Origin of the sequence: Pseudomonas sp. ZY71, assembly GCF_036542145.1 — a bacterium.
In the GTDB taxonomy this organism is placed as follows: Bacteria; Pseudomonadota; Gammaproteobacteria; order Pseudomonadales; family Pseudomonadaceae; genus Aquipseudomonas; species Aquipseudomonas koreensis_A.
In genome coordinates this window covers 3,544,520-3,564,318 of the sequence record NZ_CP144274.1, presented here as the reverse complement: position 1 = coordinate 3,564,318, position 19,799 = coordinate 3,544,520, and the positions used below count along the sequence as shown (strand labels likewise).

Below are 19,799 nucleotides of genomic sequence, written 5' to 3'. Positions count from 1 at the left end.
GGATCAGAAGCGGATGCCGTCGCCTTTTTGCTTGTTCACGATCCCGCTGACAGTCGATCAGAAGATGTAATCGGTGGTCAGGAAGCTCGAATCACGCCCGCGAATGATTTCGCTGATCAGGTCCTTGTTGCTGTCCTGGAACTTGGTCGCCACCAGCGTACGGATCGAGAACACGCGCAACGCATCGTGTACCGAGAGCGTACCTTCGGCCGAATTCTTGCGACCATTGAACGGGTAAGTGTCCGGCCCGCGCTGGCATTGTGCGTTGAGGTTGATCCGCCCGACCTGGTTGGCAAAGGTGTCGACCAGACGGCCGACCGCCACCGGGTTGGTGCCGAAGATGCTCAACTGCTGACCGAAATCCGACTCCAGCACATAGTCGATCACGGTATCGAGATGACGGTACGGCACGATCGGCACGACCGGGCCGAATTGCTCTTCCTGATAGACGCGCATTTGCGGGTTCACCGGGTACAGCACCGCCGGATAGAAGAACGACTCGCGGGATTCGCCGCCATGGGGGTTGACCACTTCGGCACCCTTGCTGCGCGCATCGGCCACCAGACCGTGCAGATAATCGACCTTGCCTGACTCCGGCAGCGGCGTCAGCGACACACCGTTGTCCCACGGCATGCCCGGCTTCAGCGTGGCCAGTTTGGCGTTGAATTTCTCGATGAAGCTGTCGACCACGTCTTCATGCACGAAGAGGATTTTCAGTGCGGTGCAGCGCTGACCATTGAACGAAAGTGAACCGGTCACCGCTTCGCTGACGGCGTTGTCGAGGTCGACTTCGGGCAAGACGATGCCCGGATTCTTCGCATCCAGCCCCAGCGCGGCACGCAAACGGTGTGGTTTCGGGTGCAGTTTCTTCAGGTCGCTGGCGGCCTTGTTGGTGCCGATAAAGGCGAAAATGTCGATCTTGCCGCTGGCCATCAGCGCGCTGACGGTTTCGCGGCCGCTGCCGTAGATCACGTTGATCACGCCGGTGGGGAAGCTGTCGCGGAACGCTTCGAGCAGCGGACGGATCAGCAGCACGCCGAGCTTGGCCGGTTTGAACACCACGGTGTTGCCCATGATCAATGCCGGGATCAGCGTGGTGAAGGTTTCGTTCAGCGGGTAGTTGTAAGGGCCCATGCACAGGGCGACGCCGAGCGGCACGCGGCGAATCTGACCGAGGGTGTCCTGTTCCAGCTCGAAACGGCTGGAGCGGCGGTCGAGTTCCTTGAGTGCATTGATGGTGTCGACGATGTAGTCGCAGGTACGGTCGAACTCTTTTTCCGAGTCCTTGAGGTTCTTGCCGATTTCCCACATCAACAGCTTCACCACGGCATCACGCTGTTGGCGCATGCGGCCGAGGAAGGCTTCGACGTGCTGAATGCGTTCGGCTACGCGCATGGTCGGCCACAGGCCCTGGCCACGGTCGTAGGCGCGGACGGCGGCGTCGAGGGCGGTGAGGGCGGTCTCGGCATCGAGCAACGGCGTGCTGCCGAGGATGACTTGTTCGTCGCCATTGTCACCTTTCAGATAGACCGGGCTGCGCACGGTGGCGAGCGGGCCGTCCCAGCGGCGCAACTGGCCGTCGACCAGGTATTCGCGTTGCTCGACCTGAGCGTCGAGGCGGTATTTTTCCGGGATGTCGCTGACAGAAGGGAACAGGTTGCCAAGGATGTTTGCTGTGGTCATGTCGCTACCCCGTGTTGATGTCCGTATGCAGATCAAAAAGCCTTCACAGGTTATACGCCTGAATGCGCCGACATTTAAACCCGCAAATGTCACGCGAATGTCACGCAAAGGCGCACAGCAGAGCGGTGATTCCCACCGAAAACCCTGTAGGAGCTGCCGAAGGCTGCGATCTTTTGATGATCGTTCCCACGCTCTGCGTGGGAATGCAGCCCGGGACGCTCTGCGTCCCATTGGAACGCAGAGCGTCCCTTCAGGCATTCCCACGCAGAGCGTGGGAACGATCATCGGGGGAGAGGGCTGGCCCCGGATGCCCCCTCATTGTCCCGCAATGCCCTCAAGCCTTTGCAGCCGCTGCCTTAAGGTGTGAGCACAACAATAAGCGAGGCCGTTATGCGGGCAATCCGACTCACTCTACTGCTGGCGTTGGCCATGACGCTGCCCGGCTGCGGCGAAGACCCCAAACCCTCGGCCACCACCGGTCATAACGCCATGCCCAAAGACCCGGCACTGGCGCAGATCTACGCCAACAGCTGCCAGCTCTGCCACGCCAACCCGGCCGCCAACGCACCACTGACCGGTGACCGCAAAGCCTGGGAACCGCGCATCCGGCAGGGCGCCGACACGCTGCTCGACCACGCCATCAACGGCTACAACGGCATGCCGCCGATGGGCCAGTGCGTCGAGTGCAGCGAAGAACAATTCCTGCAACTGATCGGCTTCATGGCCGACCAGCCGCTCCCAGAATAAGGTGCCCGGCATGACCATGGATCTGACACGGCGTCAGTTGTTGCAACGGGCAAGTATCGTTGGCGCGTTCAGCGCGTTGGCGAGCCACCCGGCACTGGGCCAATTGATGCGTGCGCCGCGTTTGATTCCGTGGCGCAACTGGTCGGGCGGGCAGAGTTGCCTGCCGGCGGCGCGACTGGCGCCGAAGAATCTTGATGAGCTGGTGGCCGCTATCCAGCAGGCGCAAGGCAAGATCCGCCCGGTCGGTTCGGCGCATTCCTTCAGCGCGCTGGTGCCCACCGATGGCACGCTGTTGTCGCTGAGCTATTTCAATGGTCTGCTCGACCACGATGCGAAAACCCTGCAAGCCGAATTCGCTGCCGGCACACCGATGTCACGCATGGGCCAGCCGCTGAAAGACATCGGCCAGGCTTTGCAGAACATGGCCGACATCGATTACCAGACCCTCGCCGGAGCCATTGCCACGTCGACCCACGGTACCGGCAAAAACTTCCAGTCCTACTCGGCACATGTCTGCGGCATGCAACTGGTGACGGCCAGCGGTGAAGTGCTCGACTGCGACAGCCAACGCCATGCCGAAGTATTCAACGCTGCACGCGTCTCCCTCGGCGCACTCGGCGTGGCGACGAAGATCCGTTTGCAAAACCGCCCGGCCTATCGCCTGCGCGAGCGCCAATGGATCGCCAAGACCGAAGAACTGCTGGAGGACATCGACCACAACACCCGAGAAAACCAGCACTGGGAAATGCTCGTCGTCACCCATTCCGATTACGCCTTGTCCATCGCCCTCAACGAAACCGATGACCCGGCCACGCCGCCGATCAGCCCGGAAGAAGAGGGCGGCAACGAGTTCGTCACCCTGATCGAGAAGATCGACAAGTACGCCAGCGACTTCCCCGACCTGCGCCGCACGCTGCTCAACAACTTGCGCCATCTGGCCAGTTTCGATGACCGCGTCGGCGACTCGTTCGACATCTACGCCAATGTGCGCACGGTGCGTTTCAATGAAATGGAATACTCAGTGCCCGCCGAGCATGGCCCAGCGTGCCTGCGCGAGATTCTCAAGCTGATTCAGGACAAGGATCTGCGCACCTGGTTTCCCATCGAGTACCGCTACGTCAAGGCTGACGATATCCCGCTGAGCATGTTCGAGGGCCGCGACAGCTGTTCGATCTCGGTGCACCAGCATTATCAGATGGATCATCACAACTTCTTCGCAGCGGTCGAGCCGATTTTCTGGAAGTACAACGGCCGGCCGCACTGGGGCAAGTTGCACACGCTCAACGCGAAGAACCTGCAACCGCTCTATCCGCGCTGGCGCGAGTTTGTCGACGTGCGCCAGGCGCTGGATCCGAGCGGGCGGTTTCTCAATGCGCATTTGTCGTCGATTTTGGGGGTGAGCTGATGGCGGTCAATCGGCGCAATTTCCTGCTCGGCACTTTGGGTGTCGGCGCGTTGTTGGTGGGCGTGGGCGCAGTTTTGCGGCCGGGAGACCACGGCGCGCCGTACAGCGAATATTTCCGCGCACTGAACAAAGAGTTAAAGGAAAAAGGCCCGATGCGCCCGGTGCTGCTGATCGATCTGGATCGCCTCGATCACAACATCGATGTGGTGATGCAGTCGGTCAAACGCGGGGGCAAGCAATTGCGGCTGGTGGAAAAATCCTTGCCGGCGCCGGGATTGTTGAATTACATCGGCCAGCGTGCCGGGACGCAGAAGTTGATGTCGTTCCATCAACCATTTCTCAATCATGATGCCGTCACGTTTCCGCAATCGGACATCCTGCTCGGTAAGCCACTGCCGGTGCGCTCTGCCGAGATTTTCTATCAATCCCACAAAGGCCCATTCGACCCGGCGAAGCAGCTGCAATGGCTGCTCGACGGCCCCGAACGTTTGCAGCAATACCTTGCGCTGGCTCAAGGACTGGGCACACGGATGCGCATCAACATCGAGCTGGATGTCGGCCTGCATCGCGGCGGCGTCAGTGATGTGAATGTGCTGGGGCAGATGCTCACGCTGATCAGCGCCAACCCCCAACATCTGGAATTCGCTGGATTCATGGGTTACGACCCGTTCGTGGGTATGGGCGTGCCGGGGATTCTCGGCTCGCCGGAAGAACTGTTCGCCAAGGTCATGGTGATTTATCAGAACTGCGTCGATTTCACCCGGCAGCAGTTCCCGGGGTTGTGGCACGACGGGTTGTGCCTGAACACCGCCGGCAGTCCGAGTTATCGCATTCACGAAAACGAAAAGCTCAGCACTGAAGTTTCGGTGGGCACGGCGATGCTCAAACCGACGCACTATGATTTGCCATCGCTGGCCGAGCATGTGCCCGCGACTTACATCGCTACGCCGGTATTGAAGAGCACCGGCGCGGTGAACATCCCGGCGCTGGATGACAAGTCGAAGTTGTTTTCGTGGTGGGACGCGAATCAGCGTCAGACCTTCTTCATCTACGGCGGTAACTGGATGGCCGAGTTCGAATCGCCGAAGGGTTTACAGAGCAACAGCGTCTACGGTCGCAGTTCCAACCAGGAAATGGTCAATGGCTCGAACGCCGTGGGGCTGACGGTGGAAGATCAAGTCTTCCTGCGCCCGACCCAGACCGAAGCCGTACTTCTGCAATTCGGCGATCTGCTCGCCGTGCGCAACGGCAAAATCATCGACACCTGGCCCGTCTACACCTGATCCCAAATCACCACAAATCCCCTGTAGGAGTGAGCCTGCTCGCGATAGCGTCCTGTCAGTTGATATTTCTTTGGCTGACACACCGCTATCGCGAGCAGGCTCACTCCTACATTGGATGTGTGTACACCCATACGCCGTAATGAAGCTTTTATGACAAAAGTTCGGTAGCACATCGCCAGTCCGGTCATGCCTATGTAACGCGCTTGAGGGGCCCAATGGGGCGCTTTTCACAAGCCGAGGCGGGACGCCGGGAGTGAGGCAATGGGGACTATGGAACGCTACTCGAAAGTGGGCATGCAGGAACTCGATCAACGCCTGTCGAAGATCGTCGAAGCCGCGCGCAAGAAGCCGGTTTCGGTGTATCGCTACGGCGCGCCGTGGGTCTGGATCGTCTCGCAGGATGACTGGCAGGGCGCCTTGAAAGAGGTCTCGAGCTACATTCCGCCGGGCCATTCGCTGGTGTTGCTGCGCCCGCAGATCGACGATTTGCTCGATGCCCACCGCGAGCTCCTGCACGACCTCAATGCCGAGCCCGGCATGCTGATCCCCGCGCAAACCGTGATGCACATTCTGCTCCTGCAACTCCTCTATTCCGTGCCCAGCGAGCAGCAACTGTATGAACAGCTCAATTACAACCTGTTGTTCCGCTGGTTCGTCGGTCTTGGCCTGAACCAGAAAGTCTGGAGCTTCAACGCCCTCAGTCGCGACATCGCCACGTTGCTCAACGAGCCGCGTGCGGTGCTGCTCATTCAAAAAATCATTGGCGAAGTGTTCTGCGGCGCGTTGCTGCAAATGCCCGAGTTCTCGCTGAACTTTGCGCTTTTGCACACGTGGCTGGGCAAACACGCCTGCGCCTCGACAGCCAGCAATTGACGCCATACACGCGGCGTTCGAAACGCCAACAGGTCATCGCGAATTCAGGGGGTAGTGTGGAACCGATTTTCAAGTCACGGCTGGCGCTGTGGGGCTGGCTGCTGGTGACGGCGGGCGCGCAGCCGGCGTTGGCCGAAGAGGCTGCGCAAAACGCAGCAGCGCAGCGTCTGGTCGACGTCAACGAATACTTCGTGCGCGGCAACACCGTGCTCGATGCGCGGGCGATCGAAGAGGCGGTCTACCCGTTTCTCGGTCCGCAAAAAGCCCTCACGGATATCGAAGGTGCTCGGGACGCGTTGCAAAAGGCCTATCAGCAACGTGGCTATCAGTCAGTGTTCGTCGAGCTGCCGGAGCAAGCGGTGGCCGACGGCATCGTCTACCTGCAAGTCAGCGAAACCAAGGTCGGCCGGGTGCGTGTGGTCGGCGCCAAACACTATTCGCCGCTGGATATTCGTGACGACGTCCCGGCGCTGAAGGAAGGCGAGGTGCCGGACTTCGCCAAGGTTCAGGGCGAACTCGCACAACTGAACAAAACCCCGGGCCGCCAGGTGATGCCGCTGGTGCGCGAAGGTCAGCGCCCCGGCACCATGGACGTCGATTTGCAGGTCGAAGATCAAAACCCGTGGACCGCCAGCGTCGGCCTCAACAACGACTACAGCGCCGACACGGAAAAGCTGCGCACGGTCACGAGCCTCGGCTACAACAACCTTTGGCAACTCGGCCACAGCGTCAACCTGACGTTCTTTACCGCACCGCAAGAGACCGACAACGCCAAAGTCTGGTCGGGTTCGTACACCGCGCCGCTGACCGAGCGCTGGAGCGTGCAGTTCTCCGGTTACCAGTCCGACAGCAACGTCGCCACCATCGGTGGCAGCAACGTACTCGGTAAGGGCCATTCCTATGGTGTCTCGGCGATTTACACGTTGCCATCGAGCGGCAACTGGTCGAACTCGCTGTCCGCCGGCATCGACTTCAAAGACTTCGACGAACGCCTGACCCTGTCCGGCGAGAGCGACAAAGTCCCGTTGCAATACGCGCCGTTTACCTTCGCCTACAACGGCTATCGCTACACCGAGAAGAGCCAGCTCGGACTCGGCCTGAGCCTGGTCGCCGCCACTCGCAGCATTTTCGGTTACGGCAGTTCCGACGAAGACTTCGACTACAAACGCTACCGCGCCAAACCGAGCTTCGCCGTACTCAAGGGCGATACGAATTACACCTGGACCTTCGACAGCGACTGGCAGAGCGCGAGCAAAGCCGCGTTCCAGTTGGCCTCGGGGCCACTGGTTTCCAACGAACAATTCTCCGCCGGCGGCGCCACTTCAGTGCGTGGCTATCTGGCCGCCGAGCGCACTGGTGATGACGGCTTGCTGCTCAGCCAGGAACTGCGCACGCCATCGCTGGCCAAGTACGCCGGCACGTGGATGCAGGACTGGCGCTTCTATGCCTTTGCCGAAGGCGCGCAACTGTATCTGCGCGACGAACTGCCGGATCAGGACGCCAATTACGCCCTGGCCAGCGTCGGCCTCGGCACCCGCGCCAGCCTGAGCAAATGGCTGTCCGGCAGCCTCGACTGGGGCTACCCGCTACTCGAAGGGCCGAACACCTCGAAGCAGGAATCGCGCCTGCACTTCAACCTTCAAGCCACTTTTTAAAGGAGCACGTTCATGCAGCGCCTCTTCCTTTCGTTGTTGATCTGCCTGGGCTTCGTGCTCCCGGCCACGGCTCAGGCCTGGTGGCAGGACGACTGGCATTACCGCAAACAGATCGCTGTCGACACCACGCCACAAGGCGCGGCAATCAATCAGGCCCTCGGCCGCACCGCGCTGTTGGTGCGCCTGCACACCGGCAATTTCACCTTCGACGGCGTGAAGGAGGACGGCTCGGACCTGCGCTTCGTCGCCGCCGATGACAAGACTGTTCTCAATCATCAAATCGAAAGCTTCGACGCACTGATGGGCATGGCGCTGATCTGGGTCGATGTGCCGAATGTCGAGGGCGGTCAGCGCCAGGACATCTGGATGTACTACGGCAATCAGAAAGCCCCGGCGACCGGCAACGGCCAGCTGACTTTCGATCCGAATTACACCGCGCTTTATCACTTCGACGGTGCCACCGGCACCCCGGCCAAAGACACCACGGCCTACGGTAATACCGCACAAAGCGCGACCGGCGCGGCGATTGACGGCGTAGTCGGGCGCGCCTTGCAGTTCAGCGGCCAGCCGTTGTTGCTGCCGGCCAGTCCATCGCTGCAACACAACGCCGGCAGTGCGTTCACCTTCAGTGCCTGGCTGCGTCTGGATCAGGCCAATGGCGAACAACTGATTCTCGCCCGTCGCGAAGGCGCCAACAGTCTGCTGGTCGGTGCCAATCAAGGCGTACCGTTTGTAGAAATCGATGGCCAACGCGCTGTCGCCACGCAAGCGCTGAATCCCAGCCAATGGCAACACGTTGCGCTGACCGCTGAAGGCGCCAAAGTGACCCTGTTCATCAACGGTCGCGAAGCGGCCACGCTAGCCCAGGCGATGCCGGCCTTCAACTCGGTCATGGCGATCGGCGCTGACGTGCACGAAGGCCCATTCCAGCCGTTCGTGGGCGCCATCGACGAATTGCGCCTGTCGAAAGTTTCTCGTCCGGCAGCGCTGTTGCTGGCCGACGCGACTTCACAAGGTGCCGAGTCGAAACTGGTCGCTTACGGCGTCGATGAAGAGCAATCCGGTTTCGGCTTCGGCAGTCTCGGCTTCCTGCTCAACGCGGTGCCAATCGACGCTTGGGTGATCATCGCCGTGCTGGTGCTGATGATGTTCCAGTCGTGGATCATCATGCTGCGCAAGAACCGCAGCCTCAGCCGCGTATCTGCCGCCAACGAAGACTTCCGCGTGCAGTTCGCCAAGGTCGGCACGCGTCTGGAGATGTTCGCCGACGACGCCCAACTCGCGCAGCGTTTGCAGCATTCCTCGCTGTGGCGTCTGTACTTGGTGGCGGTGAAAGAGATCCGCACCCGTCGCGAGCAGGGCGCCGATACCTCCTCGGTATCCGCCGCCACCATCGAAGCCATCCGCTGCTCCATGGACGGCGTGCGCACCCGCGAAAACCAGCAACTGAGCTCGAAACTCTCGACCCTGTCCAACGCCATCGCCGGCGGCCCGTACATCGGCCTGCTCGGCACGGTGCTGGGGATCATGGTGGTGTTCCTCGGCACCGCAATGGCCGGCGACGTCAACATCAACGCCATCGCTCCGGGTATGGCTGCCGCGTTGCTCGCGACCGCGATGGGCCTGTTCGTCGCGATCCCGGCGCTGTTTGGCTACAACCGCCTGATCACTCGCAACAAGGAGGTCAGCGCCGACATGCGCGTGTTCGTCGACGAGTTCATCACCCGTCTGGCGGAGATGCACGGCGAGAGCCAGTTCAGTGAGTCGGCGCATCGCGGCCATCACGCCAACCACTCCGTACCGGCCTGAGGAGCACTGACATGGCGTCCGTAAATGCCTCCCACGACGATGACGAAGATGCCGCGGTGGACAGCATCAACATTACCCCGCTGGTCGACGTGCTGATGGTGGTGCTGGTGATGTTCATCCTCACCGCCACCGCGCAGGTTTCCGGGATCCAGATCAACCTGCCCAAGGCCAGCGCCTCGGTGTCGCTGTCCGAGGCCAAGACCAAGGCGATTTCGGTCAACGACGGCGGCCAGGTGTTCCTCGACGCCTATCCGGTGACATTGACCGAGCTGGAAGAACGCCTGCGCATCGAGAAAGCGCAGAGCCCGGATTTCCCGGTGATCGTGCGCGGCGATGCGACCGTGCAATACCAGAAGGTCATCGAAGTGCTGGACCTGTTGCGCCGGCTCGAACTGTCCCAGGTCGGTCTCGTCACCGGCAAACCGAGTCAGGGCTGAGTCATGACCGCACAACTCCCGATCGAGCCGCTGCCGGTGAAAAATCCAGCGCTGCGTTATGCGAAGTGGGGCGCCGGATTGCTCATCGGCGTGCTCGCTGCTTGGTTTCTCTGGCAGTGGGCCAATGACATGAGTGGCATCCGCCGTGAAGCGCCGAAGGTGCCGACGATCATTCCGTTGCCGCCACCGCCACCTCCGCCGCCGGAAAAACCGCCGGAACCGGAAACTCCGGTGGAAGAAAAAGTCGTCGAGCCCGAGCCAACGCCGGAGCCGGAAGAGGTCAAGCCCGAGGAAGAAGCGCCGCCATCGCCGGCGGACGATCTGGCCAACCCGATGCAAATGGACGGTGATGCTCAAAGCGGCAATGACGCTTTCAACATCGGCGCGGGCAAGGGTGGCGGCATGGCCGGTGCCGGCGGCGGGCGTCTGGGCACTGGGACGTACAGCCAGTTTCTGGCGTTCACCTTCCAGCGTTTGCTGCGCGAGAACCCTGAGCTGCGCAACCTCGCGTTTTCGCTGCAGGCCGATGTCTGGCTGAGCAGCGTTGGCGAGATCACCCGCGTCGAGCTGATCAAGTCCAGCGGTAACCCCGAAATCGATACTCAGGTGCTGGCGGCGCTGCGCGGTGCCCCGGCGCTGAGCGAACGGCCACCGGCCTCCATCACTTTGCCTGTGCGCCTGTCCCTGCAAGGGCGGCGTCCGGGTTAATTCATTTATTTACGCTTTGGCGAAAGGAGTTGTGTGCAGATGATTTCCAACGTGAATCGATTGTCCCTGGCGGTCGGCATGGTCATCGCGACCCTGGTCGGTCAGGCCGTGGCAGCGCCTGCGCCCTCGGAGAACGCCACGATCAATCTGATCCGCTTGCTGGTCGAGCAGGGCATTCTGAAACAGGACAAGGCCGACGCACTGATCGCTCAGGCGCAGAACGAAGCGGCCCAAGCGAAACAGGCTGCGGCATCCACCGCCGTGGCGGCCGGGCCAGTGGCGGCGCCGGGCGATGTCCGCGTGCAATACGTGCCAGCCGCGGTGCGTGACCAGATCCGCGACCAGGTCAAAGCTGAAGTCATGGCCACCGCCAAACAGGAAAACTGGGCGGCGCCCAACAGCTTCCCGGAATGGGCGGCGCGCATCAGTTTCGACGGCGACATTCGTCTGCGTGACGAGTCGCGCTACTACTCGGACAGCAACAGTAACGAGATCGTCGACTTCGCCAAGCTCAACAACAACGGCCCGTACGACGTAAACCCCAACAGCAGCACCAATCTGCCGCCGCTGCTCAACACCCGCGAAGACCGTACCAACCAATTCCGCATCCGTGCGCGGCTGGGCATGAAAGCGGAGATCTCGCCGCAATGGACTGCCGGCATCCGCATCGGCACCGGCTCGGACAACAACCCGGTATCGACCACGCAAAGCCTCGGTGGCGGCTTCGCCAAAAAGGACATCTGGCTCGATCAGGGCTACCTGAACTGGAAACCTACGGATGAATTGACCCTGACCGGCGGGCGCTTCGCCAACCCGTTCATGTCCACCGACATGCTCTATTCCAACGATTTGAATTTCGACGGCGTGGCAGCGATTTTCGACCACAAGCTCAACCGCGATTGGGGCGTGTTCGGCACCGTCGGTGCGTTCCCGGTGGATTACACCAACGACACCGCCAGCAGCAACGGCTTCGACAAGGAAGAGAGCGACAACAAGTGGTTGTACGGCGCGCAGATCGGCGCCAAATGGGCGATCAACAGCAACAACCGCTTGAAAGGTGCGCTGGCTTACTACCGTTTCGACGACATTCAAGGCCAGCGCTCCAGCCCTTGCGAACCGTGGGCCGGCGCGCCGGGTTGCGACAGCGATGGCAGCCGCGCGGCGTTCATGCAGAAGGGCAACAGCGTGTTCCTGCTGCGCGACATCACGCCGAACCCGCTTAACCCGACCACCACACCGCAACCGCAGTTTGTTGGTCTTGCTTCGGAATTCAATCTGCTTGATCTGAACGTGGTGTGGGATGCCGATCTGCCAGAAGATTTCAAACTGCGCAGCCAGGGCAATTACATCCACAACCTTGCCTACGACGAAGGCGACATGCGCAAGCGTTCGGCCGGGCAGATCGTCAACAACCTCGACAGCAACGGCGACATCGAAAGCGGCGCCAATGCGTGGATGGTGCAGTTCACCCTCGGCAGCGCGCTGGACCTGAAAAAGCAGGGCGACTGGAACATGTTCGCTGGCTACAAATACATCCAGCCCGACGCCTTGCCGGACGGCTTCAACGACTCGTCGTTCCACCTCGGCGGCACCAACGCCAAGGGTTATTTCATCGGCGGCAACTACGGTCTGGCGAAGAACGTTTATGCCACCGGTCGCTGGATGAGCACCGAAGCGGTGTACGGCGCGCCGTTCGACATCGACGTCTTGCAGCTTGAGATCAACACGCGCTTCTAAGGCGCCGGGAGAGGGTTATGAAAACGCGATTTGTGTTGCTCGGGCTCGGGCTGTTGATCGCCACCGGGGCCAGTGCCGAAGGCATGGAAGAACGCCTGCGCACGCAATTGCGCAGCACCACGCAACAGTTGCAGGCCCTGCAAAGTCAGCAGGCCCAGGCCAGCGCCGCGCAACTGGCGGCGCAGAACGAGGCCAAGGCTGCGCAGGCGCAAATCAAGCAATTGACTGCCGAACTGGCCAAGACCAAAGGCGTTGCCGAACAGCTCGCCGGACAGCAACAGAGCCTGCACAGTCAGGCGCAGGCACAAGTGGCGGCCAGCGCCGAGCAGACCGGCAAGTTCAAAAAGGCCTATGACGAGTTGCTGGTCATGGCCCGTGCCAAAGAGGCAGAACGGTCTAAGCTTCAAGCGCAATTGGCTGAACGTGACACACAAGTGCAGCAATGTTCAGTCAAGAATCAGCAGATGTACGGCGTCGCCAAGCAGATCCTCACTGCCTACGAAAACATCGATGTGGCCGAGGTGATGAAGATCCGCCAGCCCTTCGCGGGCAGCGCCCGGGTCAAGTTCGATGAACTGGCTCAGGGGTTCGGTGACGAGCTTTACAAGACTCAATTCGACGCGCCGCAAGCCGCGCTCTCGCACTGATAGACAAGGAAGAAGTAATGACTCAATTGATCAGCCACGTATCGCCAAAATCCCTGACCGAAGTTCTGCAAGCGGCCGGTTATCGCGTCAACGAAACCGAACAGAACGGCATCGTCCAGTTGCTCAGCGCCAGCCAGGGCATCGGTTACGCCGTGCGTTTTGGTAATCCGGCGGTGGAGCAGGGCAGCTACGTTGATTTCACCTTCAGCTGTGCGCTGCGGGTGCAGGGTGAGTTGCCGCAAGGTGTGGCCGAGCAGTGGAACGCCAGCCGTCGTTTTGCGCGTTTGTCGTTGCAGGGCGAGTTTCTGGTGATGGAAATGGATGTGGTGGTGGCGGCGGGCGTGAGCAACGATCACCTGCGCGGCAACCTGGAATTGTGGGATCGCCTGCTGCAGGAATTCATCGTTTATCTGCGTGACTTCACCCAGAACGGCACCGCGCAGACCGCCAAAGTCGCCGTCGCCGAGCAAGAGGAAGTCGCGCTGTGAAAAAGCCTGCCATGGTGATCAGCGCTGCGGCAGTGGCGCTGTTGGTGGTGGCCGTGGCGCTGGTGGTGCGGCCGGGCAGTGACCCGGTCGCCGCCCAGCAATCATCGTCCGTGACGGTGGTTGCAACGGGGCCGGCGGTGGCGCGGTTGGGTAATCAGCAGGTAACCCCTGCGGAACTTCAGACGTTGCTGGCGACGGTGCCAGCGGAAACCCGCGAACAATTGCGCGGCAATCGTGAGGCGCTGGAGCGCTGGATTCGCACGCGTCTGGCCGAGAAAGCGGTGCTGGAGCAGGCTGATGCGCAGGGTTGGGCGCAGCGTCCGGAGGTTGCGCGGCAGACTCGTGCGGCGACTGAGCAGATCGTGTTCCGTGATTACTTGCGTTCGGTCAGTCAAGTGCCGGCGGATTATCCGAGTGCGGCTGAGTTGCAGCAGGCCTATGACGCGGGCAAAGCCAATTGGCAGACGCCGGCGTTGTATCGGGTCAGTCAGATTTTCCTTGGGGTAAATGATCCGCAGAATCTTGAATCGGTGCGCAAACAGGCGCTCGAACTGAGCAAAAAGGCCCAGGCGACGCCGTCAGAATTTGCTGCATTGGCGACTCAATATTCGCAGGATCGCGTCACCGCTGAACGCGGTGGCGATAGCGGCCTGCAACCGTTGCAGCAACTGGTGCCGGAAGTGCGTGGCGCCGTGGCGCGGCTCAAGGTCGGCGCGGTTTCCGATCCCGTCCAAAGTGCCGCCGGCTTCCATGTGATCAAACTCACCGAGCAACAACCTGCACGCACCGCAACCCTCGATGAACTGCGCGATCAACTGACCCAGGCCTTGCGTGCGCAGCGCCAGGAACAAATCGCCCAAGCCTATCTGGACGGCATGCTCAACACCGCCACATTGAGCATCGACGGTGCCGAACTCAACAAAGTTCTCGAGGAAAAGCACTAATCCCACCTTCACCACAACCCCCCTGTAGGAGTGAGCCTGCTCGCGATAGCGGTGTGTCAGGTTAAGAAATGTCGACTGACACACCGCTATCGCGAGCAGGCTCACTCCTACAGGGGAATTGCGTAACGACAAATACAAAGATCGACAGGGAGTCATCGATGTCATTCACCGAACCCGCAGGACGACCGGGCACCAGCGATTACCGCTGGCCACACGACAACAGCGAACCGTGGCTCGCACACGCCGCGACCATCGACGCCGACGTCGCCCAATACTTCCTGGTCAGCGCCCGCTGCGGCTGCTTCATGCAAGCCGCACGCAGCCTCAACGTGCGCTCGACCTTGCTGCGCAAACAACTCGCGCAGCTCGAACAAGAACTGCAACACACCCTGTTCAGCTTCCAGGGCAGCGCCCTGAGCCTGACCCGCGAAGGTCAGCAACTGCAGGCCAAACTGGTAGCACTGGCCAACGAACGCAAACTCCCGGTGATCGAACAACCATTGATTCGCCTCGCCGTCGCCGAATCTATCCTCCACGACATCCTCGGCCGCGACCTCATCGCACTGCTGCGCCGCAACGCCAGCGTGCGTCTGGAAATCATCGCGCTGGACAGCGAACTGTCCCTGCGCGCCGTCAGCGCCGACATCGTCCTCTGGCTGGCCAACGGCGAAACCCCACACCCCGGCCCGACCTTCGCCACCAGCGAACCGCAAGCGCTGGCGCGTCTCGACTACCTGCCACACATCGCCAAACGCTACTCCCGCGTCACCGCGCGCCCGGACACGCCTGATGACCTCGCCGACTTCATGCTGGTGCAATGGCAGCATGATCGGCAGATCGACAGTTTTCGGCCGTGGAATGAACTGGTCGAACAGCGTCTGGCCGGGGTGGTGCAGATGCAGTCCTATGAATTGATGCTGGAGATGATTCGCTGTAGCGCTTGCATTGGGTTGTTGCCGGCGTACATGAGCCGGTTTGACCGGGGTCTGATCGCACTGCCGGGGCTGTTCGAAGAACCCATGCAATTGCAGGCGTGGCTGGCGGTCAACGCCGAGTCACAGAATGTGGCCGAAGTGCAGACCCTGACCGACCTCATTCACCACACCTTCAACGAACGCCGGGAATGGTTTCAGCCCTGACGCAATCCTCTTGTGCCCGCATTCCCCCTGTAGGAGTGAGCCTGCTCGCGATAGCGGTGTGTCAGATTGATCAATATTGACTGACACACCGCTATCGCGAGCAGGCTCACTCCTACAGGTATTTACCTATGGCAGATGTTGTGTTTGGCGGTTTAGAGTGGTCGGCCACACATCGATCCAGGAAGGATCCGCCATGCCCGACCACAACGCCGCCATTCACATCGAACGCTTCGGCGAGTCGCACCTCGAGGCTGTCACTGCGCTTTACAACGAGCGGGCCGTCACCCGGCAGGTGTTGCAGATGCCGTTTCAGTCCGTCGACGTCTGGCGCCAACGGCTGCTGGCGGAAAATGAACGGGTGTTGAAGCTGGTCGCGCTGCATCAGGGCCAGGTCATCGGCCATCTGGGGCTGGAAAACTATTCGCGGATTCGTCGCAGCCACGCCGGCAGCGTCGGTATGGCAGTCGCCGTGGCGTGGCAGGGCAAAGGCGTGGGTTCGAAGCTGTTGGCGGCGGCGCTGGACGTCGCCGACAACTGGATGAATCTGCACCGCGTCGAACTCTCGGTTTACGCCGACAATGAAGCCGCCATCGCGCTCTACCGCAAATTCGGTTTCGAGACCGAAGGCCTGTTTCGTGATTACGCAGTGCGCGACGGGCAATGGGTCGACACCCTGAGCATGGCCCGCCTGCGCAGTCGTCCGAAGACCTGAATCAGTCGCCCAAGGCGAACGCCACCGCCGACTGCGCATGCAGCTCGGTGGTGTCGAGCAGGGGTAGGGCGCTGTGTTCGGGTTTGAGCAACAGGCCGATTTCCGTGCAGCCGAGAATGATCGCCTGCGCGCCGCGTGCGGTGAGGGATTCGATCACTCGTTGATAGATTTGCCGAGACTGATCGCTGATCACGCCAACACAGAGTTCGTCGTAGATGATTCGGTGCACGTCCTTGCGCTCGGCTTCGTCCGGCACCAATACCGTCAAACCCTGAGCAATCAAACGTTGCTTGAGAAAGTCCTGTTCCATCGTGAATGCCGTGCCGAGCAAGCCGACGGTGCGAGCATCAATCTCCAGCGCGGCGTGTGCGGCCGGTTCGGCAATGTGCAGAAACGCAATGCTGATCGCCGCCTGAATCTGTTCGGCCACCTTGTGCATGGTGTTGGTACACAGCACCACACATTCCGCGCCGCCGGCTTCGAGCCTGCGCGCGGCATCGACCAGAATCGCTGCCGCATCGTCCCAGCGCCCGGCGTGCTGGGCCTGCTCGACGGCGCCGAAATCGACGCTGTACATCAGCAATTGCGCTGAGCGCAGCGGGCCGAGACGATCACGGACTTGCTGATTGATGAGTCGATAATATTCGGCGCTGGATTCCCAGCTCATGCCGCCGATCAGGCCGATGGTGCGCATTGGATGTCCTCAGGCAAATGACAGTGTCGAACGTTCAGGTCTGCCCGGAGTTTCCTTTTCTTCATGCTTCGATACCAGCAGCAAGTGACTGTACTGCTGATCTTTCACGCAAGTGTCATGGTGCTTCATCGGGCCTGGTGCAGGTTAAACGTACGCCGGGGCTGGTATCTGCCACTATCGACCTTTGCAGCTCCTTTCCGAGGAACACCGCTATGGACGACGTACAACAACTGGGCGAGATGCTTCATCATTACGCCGAGAGCGAAGCGCACAAGAAGCAACTGTTCGAGACGCAATCGGCAGCATGGGCTACGCGCATTACTGCTCTGTTCGGCGATATTCAGCAATGGCTGGAACCGGTGCAGGCACCGAATCTGCTGGAGGTGAGTCGTGAGGCTTATGTCGCGTTCGGGCCCAGCACGCCGGTGGAGACCTCGACCTTCAAGACGGAAAAGCTGAGCATTGTGATTGCCGGCAAACCGGTGGAATTTGTGCCGGATGTGATGGGCAGTGGCGGGCAGATTTCACTGGCGGTGATGGGGCTGACGGCGGCGCGTTATGGCAGCATTTCGTTGGTAGGGCTGCCGAACGGTGAGTGGCAGTGGCGCAAGACCAATGGGCTGAAGGATCCGGATACGTTTGCCTTCGACGCCAACTTCCTAGCCCAACAACTGCAAAGCCTGATTCCTCGCGACCGTAGTTAAGATCAAGAGCTTACCCCCTCACCCCAGCCCTCTCCCCCAGGGGGGCGAGGGGGAAAGGGAGCCGATCTTCATTGTTTTTGAGATTGCATTCACCCGAGATATTTCAGGTCGGCGTAACTCGAACAAACCACTCGGTCAGTTCCCTCTCCTTCCGGGTGAGAGGGGAAAGGGAGCCGATCTTCGTTGTTTTTGAGATTGCATTCACCCGAGATATTTCAGGTCGGCGTCACTCGAACAAACCACGCGGTCAGTTCCCTCTCCTTCCGGGTGAGAGGGGAAAGGGAGCCGATCTTCGTTGTTTTTGAGATTGCATTCACCCGAGATATTTCAGGTCGGCGTCACTCGAACAAACCACTCGGTCAGTTCCCTCTCCCTCTGGGAGAGGGCTAGGGTGAGGGCAGCCCATCTGACACCCCTCACATATCGAGATTGACCCACCCCGGCTTCGCCACTTCCGGCGCCACCGCTTTCACGGTTTTACCGGTGGCCAGCTCCACCCGCCGCGCCACCTCCGGGTCATCGGCAAACGGCACCATGCTCGCTTCATCCAGACTGTCCGCCGTCTCCCGCCGCAAGCAGTACTCCACCGCCAGCCACAGAAACACCACGCCCAACACATCAAAGAAAATCTCCATCACGAGCGGCTCCCTGCCTCAGGCGATCTGCGCTTCACGGTGGGCCAATGCCACGTCGGCAACCCGCACCGTACGCCACACGTTGTAAGCCATCAGCAACATCCCGGTGAGGAAAAACACCCCGCCGGCAAAGCGCACGATGAACCCCGGATGACTGGCCTGCAGCGCTTCGACAAACGAATAGGTCAGCGTGCCGTCCTCGTTGATCGCCCGCCACATCAGGCCTTGGGTGATGCCGTTGACCCACATGGAGGCGATGTACAACACCGTGCCGATGGTCGCCAGCCAGAAGTGCAGGTTGATCAGCGGCGTGCTGTACATCTGCTCGCGGCCAAACACTTTCGGCACCATGTGATAGGTCGCGCCGAAGGTGATCATCGCCACCCAGCCCAAGGCGCCGGCGTGGACGTGGCCGATGGTCCAGTCGGTGTAGTGGGAGAGGGCATTGACCGTTTTGATCGCCATCATCGGCCCTTCGAACGTCGACATGCCGTAGAACGCCAACGACAGCACCAGGAAGCGCAAAATCGGGTCGGTGCGCAACTTATGCCAGGCACCGGACAAGGTCATCATGCCGTTGATCATCCCGCCCCAGCTCGGCGCGAGCAGGATCAGTGACATGGCCATGCCCAGCGACTGCGCCCAGTCCGGCAGCGCGGTGTAGTGCAAATGGTGCGGGCCGGCCCAGATGTACAGGGTGATCAGCGCCCAGAAGTGCACGATCGACAAACGATACGAATACACCGGCCGATTGACCTGTTTTGGCACGAAGTAATACATCATCCCGAGGAACCCGGTGGTCAGGAAAAAGCCCACCGCGTTGTGCCCATACCACCACTGCACCATCGCATCGGTGGCGCCGGAATACACCGGATAGGACTTGAACCAGTCCACCGGAATCGACAGGTGATTGACCACATGCAACATGGCGATCACCAGAATGAACGCGCCGAAAAACCAGTTGCCGACGTAGATATGTTTGGTCTTGCGCTGCACCACGGTAGTGAAAAACACCACGGCGTAGGCGACCCAGACCACGGCCATCCACACCGCGCCGGAGAATTCGATCTCGGCGTATTCCTTGGTGGTGGTGTAGCCCATTGGCAGGGTGATCAGCATGATCACGATCACCGATTGCCAGCCCCAGAAGGTGAACGCGGCGAGTTTGTCTGAATACAGCCGCACCTGGCAGGTGCGCTGCACCGCGTAGTAACTGGCGGCGAATTGCGCGCTGCCGGCGAATCCGAAAATCACCAGGCTGGTGTGCAGCGGTCGCAGTCGGCCGAAGGTGGTCCATGGCAGGTCCAGGTTCATCTCTGGCCACACCAGTTGCGAGGCGATAAAAACCCCCATCGCCATGCCCACCACACCCCAAAAGATCGTCGCAATGACGAATTGGCGGACGACCTTGTAGTTGTAAGCCTGTCCGATTGTTGCTGTGCTCATGGTCAGTTCATCCACGGTTGCAAAGTCTTGCCAGGCCACCCGGTCTGGCATGA

General features: G+C 60.7%; 19 protein-coding genes. 15 read left to right on the top strand and 4 right to left on the bottom strand.

Going from position 1 to position 19,799, the window contains the following annotated elements; all coding sequences use genetic code 11:
* Window positions 1-57 precede the first annotated feature (57 nt).
* Window positions 58-1,683, bottom strand: coding sequence for an NADP-dependent glyceraldehyde-3-phosphate dehydrogenase (locus VY732_RS15705; RefSeq protein WP_331691163.1), 1,626 nt, complete (start codon window positions 1,681-1,683; stop codon window positions 58-60).
* 390 nt (window positions 1,684-2,073) lie between these two features.
* Here VY732_RS15705 and VY732_RS15700 point away from each other — a divergent pair, with 390 nt between their 5' ends.
* From VY732_RS15700 to VY732_RS15635, 14 genes are all read left to right on the top strand, one after another.
* A complete protein-coding gene (locus VY732_RS15700; protein ID WP_331691162.1) occupies window positions 2,074-2,430 on the top strand; it encodes a c-type cytochrome in 357 nt (118 codons plus the stop codon).
* Between the two features lie 76 nt (window positions 2,431-2,506).
* Window positions 2,507-3,835, top strand: a complete 1,329-nt coding sequence (locus VY732_RS15695) for a D-arabinono-1,4-lactone oxidase (protein ID WP_331695879.1) — start codon at window positions 2,507-2,509, stop codon at window positions 3,833-3,835.
* Window positions 3,836-3,909: 74 nt separating this feature from the next.
* Window positions 3,910-5,118, top strand: coding sequence for a DSD1 family PLP-dependent enzyme (locus VY732_RS15690; RefSeq protein ID WP_331695878.1), 1,209 nt, complete (start codon window positions 3,910-3,912; stop codon window positions 5,116-5,118).
* A gap of 261 nt (window positions 5,119-5,379) precedes the next feature.
* Complete coding sequence (locus VY732_RS29980) at window positions 5,380-5,991, top strand: transposase (protein ID WP_007915478.1); 612 nt, start codon at window positions 5,380-5,382, stop codon at window positions 5,989-5,991.
* A gap of 56 nt (window positions 5,992-6,047) precedes the next feature.
* Complete coding sequence (locus VY732_RS15680) at window positions 6,048-7,646, top strand: ShlB/FhaC/HecB family hemolysin secretion/activation protein (protein WP_331691161.1); 1,599 nt, start codon at window positions 6,048-6,050, stop codon at window positions 7,644-7,646.
* Between the two features lie 12 nt (window positions 7,647-7,658).
* Window positions 7,659-9,455: a DUF2341 domain-containing protein gene (locus tag VY732_RS15675; protein ID WP_331691160.1), complete on the top strand. Its 1,797-nt coding sequence runs from the start codon at window positions 7,659-7,661 to the stop codon at window positions 9,453-9,455.
* Window positions 9,456-9,466: 11 nt separating this feature from the next.
* Window positions 9,467-9,892 carry an ExbD/TolR family protein gene (locus tag VY732_RS15670; protein WP_331691159.1) on the top strand — a complete coding sequence of 142 codons (426 nt, stop codon included), beginning with the start codon at window positions 9,467-9,469 and terminating at the stop codon, window positions 9,890-9,892.
* A 3-nt stretch (window positions 9,893-9,895) separates the two neighbouring features.
* The gene (locus tag VY732_RS15665; RefSeq protein WP_331691158.1) at window positions 9,896-10,600 is read left to right on the top strand and encodes an energy transducer TonB family protein; all 705 of its coding nucleotides are present in this window, start codon (window positions 9,896-9,898) and stop codon (window positions 10,598-10,600) included.
* A gap of 39 nt (window positions 10,601-10,639) precedes the next feature.
* Window positions 10,640-12,337, top strand: coding sequence for a putative porin (locus tag VY732_RS15660; protein ID WP_108224805.1), 1,698 nt, complete (start codon window positions 10,640-10,642; stop codon window positions 12,335-12,337).
* Between the two features lie 17 nt (window positions 12,338-12,354).
* The gene (locus tag VY732_RS15655; protein WP_331691157.1) at window positions 12,355-12,984 is read left to right on the top strand and encodes a DNA repair protein; all 630 of its coding nucleotides are present in this window, start codon (window positions 12,355-12,357) and stop codon (window positions 12,982-12,984) included.
* 17 nt (window positions 12,985-13,001) lie between these two features.
* The gene (locus VY732_RS15650; protein ID WP_127928070.1) at window positions 13,002-13,472 is read left to right on the top strand and encodes a YbjN domain-containing protein; all 471 of its coding nucleotides are present in this window, start codon (window positions 13,002-13,004) and stop codon (window positions 13,470-13,472) included.
* Entirely contained in the window at window positions 13,469-14,416 is a 948-nt protein-coding gene (locus VY732_RS15645; protein WP_331691156.1) for a peptidylprolyl isomerase, read from the top strand. The genes VY732_RS15650 and VY732_RS15645 overlap by 4 nt, the downstream gene beginning before the upstream one ends.
* Window positions 14,417-14,574: 158 nt before the next feature.
* On the top strand, window positions 14,575-15,555 hold the full coding sequence (locus VY732_RS15640; protein ID WP_331691155.1) for a LysR family transcriptional regulator: 981 nt from the start codon (window positions 14,575-14,577) through the stop codon (window positions 15,553-15,555).
* A gap of 193 nt (window positions 15,556-15,748) precedes the next feature.
* Window positions 15,749-16,267, top strand: a complete 519-nt coding sequence (locus VY732_RS15635) for a GNAT family N-acetyltransferase (protein WP_077572681.1) — start codon at window positions 15,749-15,751, stop codon at window positions 16,265-16,267.
* A 1-nt stretch (window position 16,268) separates the two neighbouring features.
* On the opposite strand, the gene VY732_RS15630 is transcribed toward VY732_RS15635, so the two are convergent.
* Entirely contained in the window at window positions 16,269-16,961 is a 693-nt protein-coding gene (locus VY732_RS15630; RefSeq protein WP_331691154.1) for an aspartate/glutamate racemase family protein, read from the bottom strand.
* Window positions 16,962-17,173: 212 nt separating this feature from the next.
* On the opposite strand from VY732_RS15630, the gene VY732_RS15625 reads away from it, so the two are divergent.
* Entirely contained in the window at window positions 17,174-17,665 is a 492-nt protein-coding gene (locus VY732_RS15625; protein ID WP_331691153.1) for a hypothetical protein, read from the top strand.
* 416 nt (window positions 17,666-18,081) lie between these two features.
* Here VY732_RS15625 and VY732_RS15620 read toward each other — a convergent pair whose 3' ends face one another.
* Both VY732_RS15620 and ccoN read right to left on the bottom strand, forming a co-directional pair.
* A complete protein-coding gene (locus VY732_RS15620) occupies window positions 18,082-18,300 on the bottom strand; it encodes a hypothetical protein (RefSeq protein ID WP_016983187.1) in 219 nt (72 codons plus the stop codon).
* An 18-nt stretch (window positions 18,301-18,318) separates the two neighbouring features.
* Window positions 18,319-19,746: a cytochrome-c oxidase, cbb3-type subunit I gene (gene ccoN, locus VY732_RS15615; protein ID WP_116033033.1), complete on the bottom strand. Its 1,428-nt coding sequence runs from the start codon at window positions 19,744-19,746 to the stop codon at window positions 18,319-18,321.
* Window positions 19,747-19,799 lie beyond the last annotated feature (53 nt).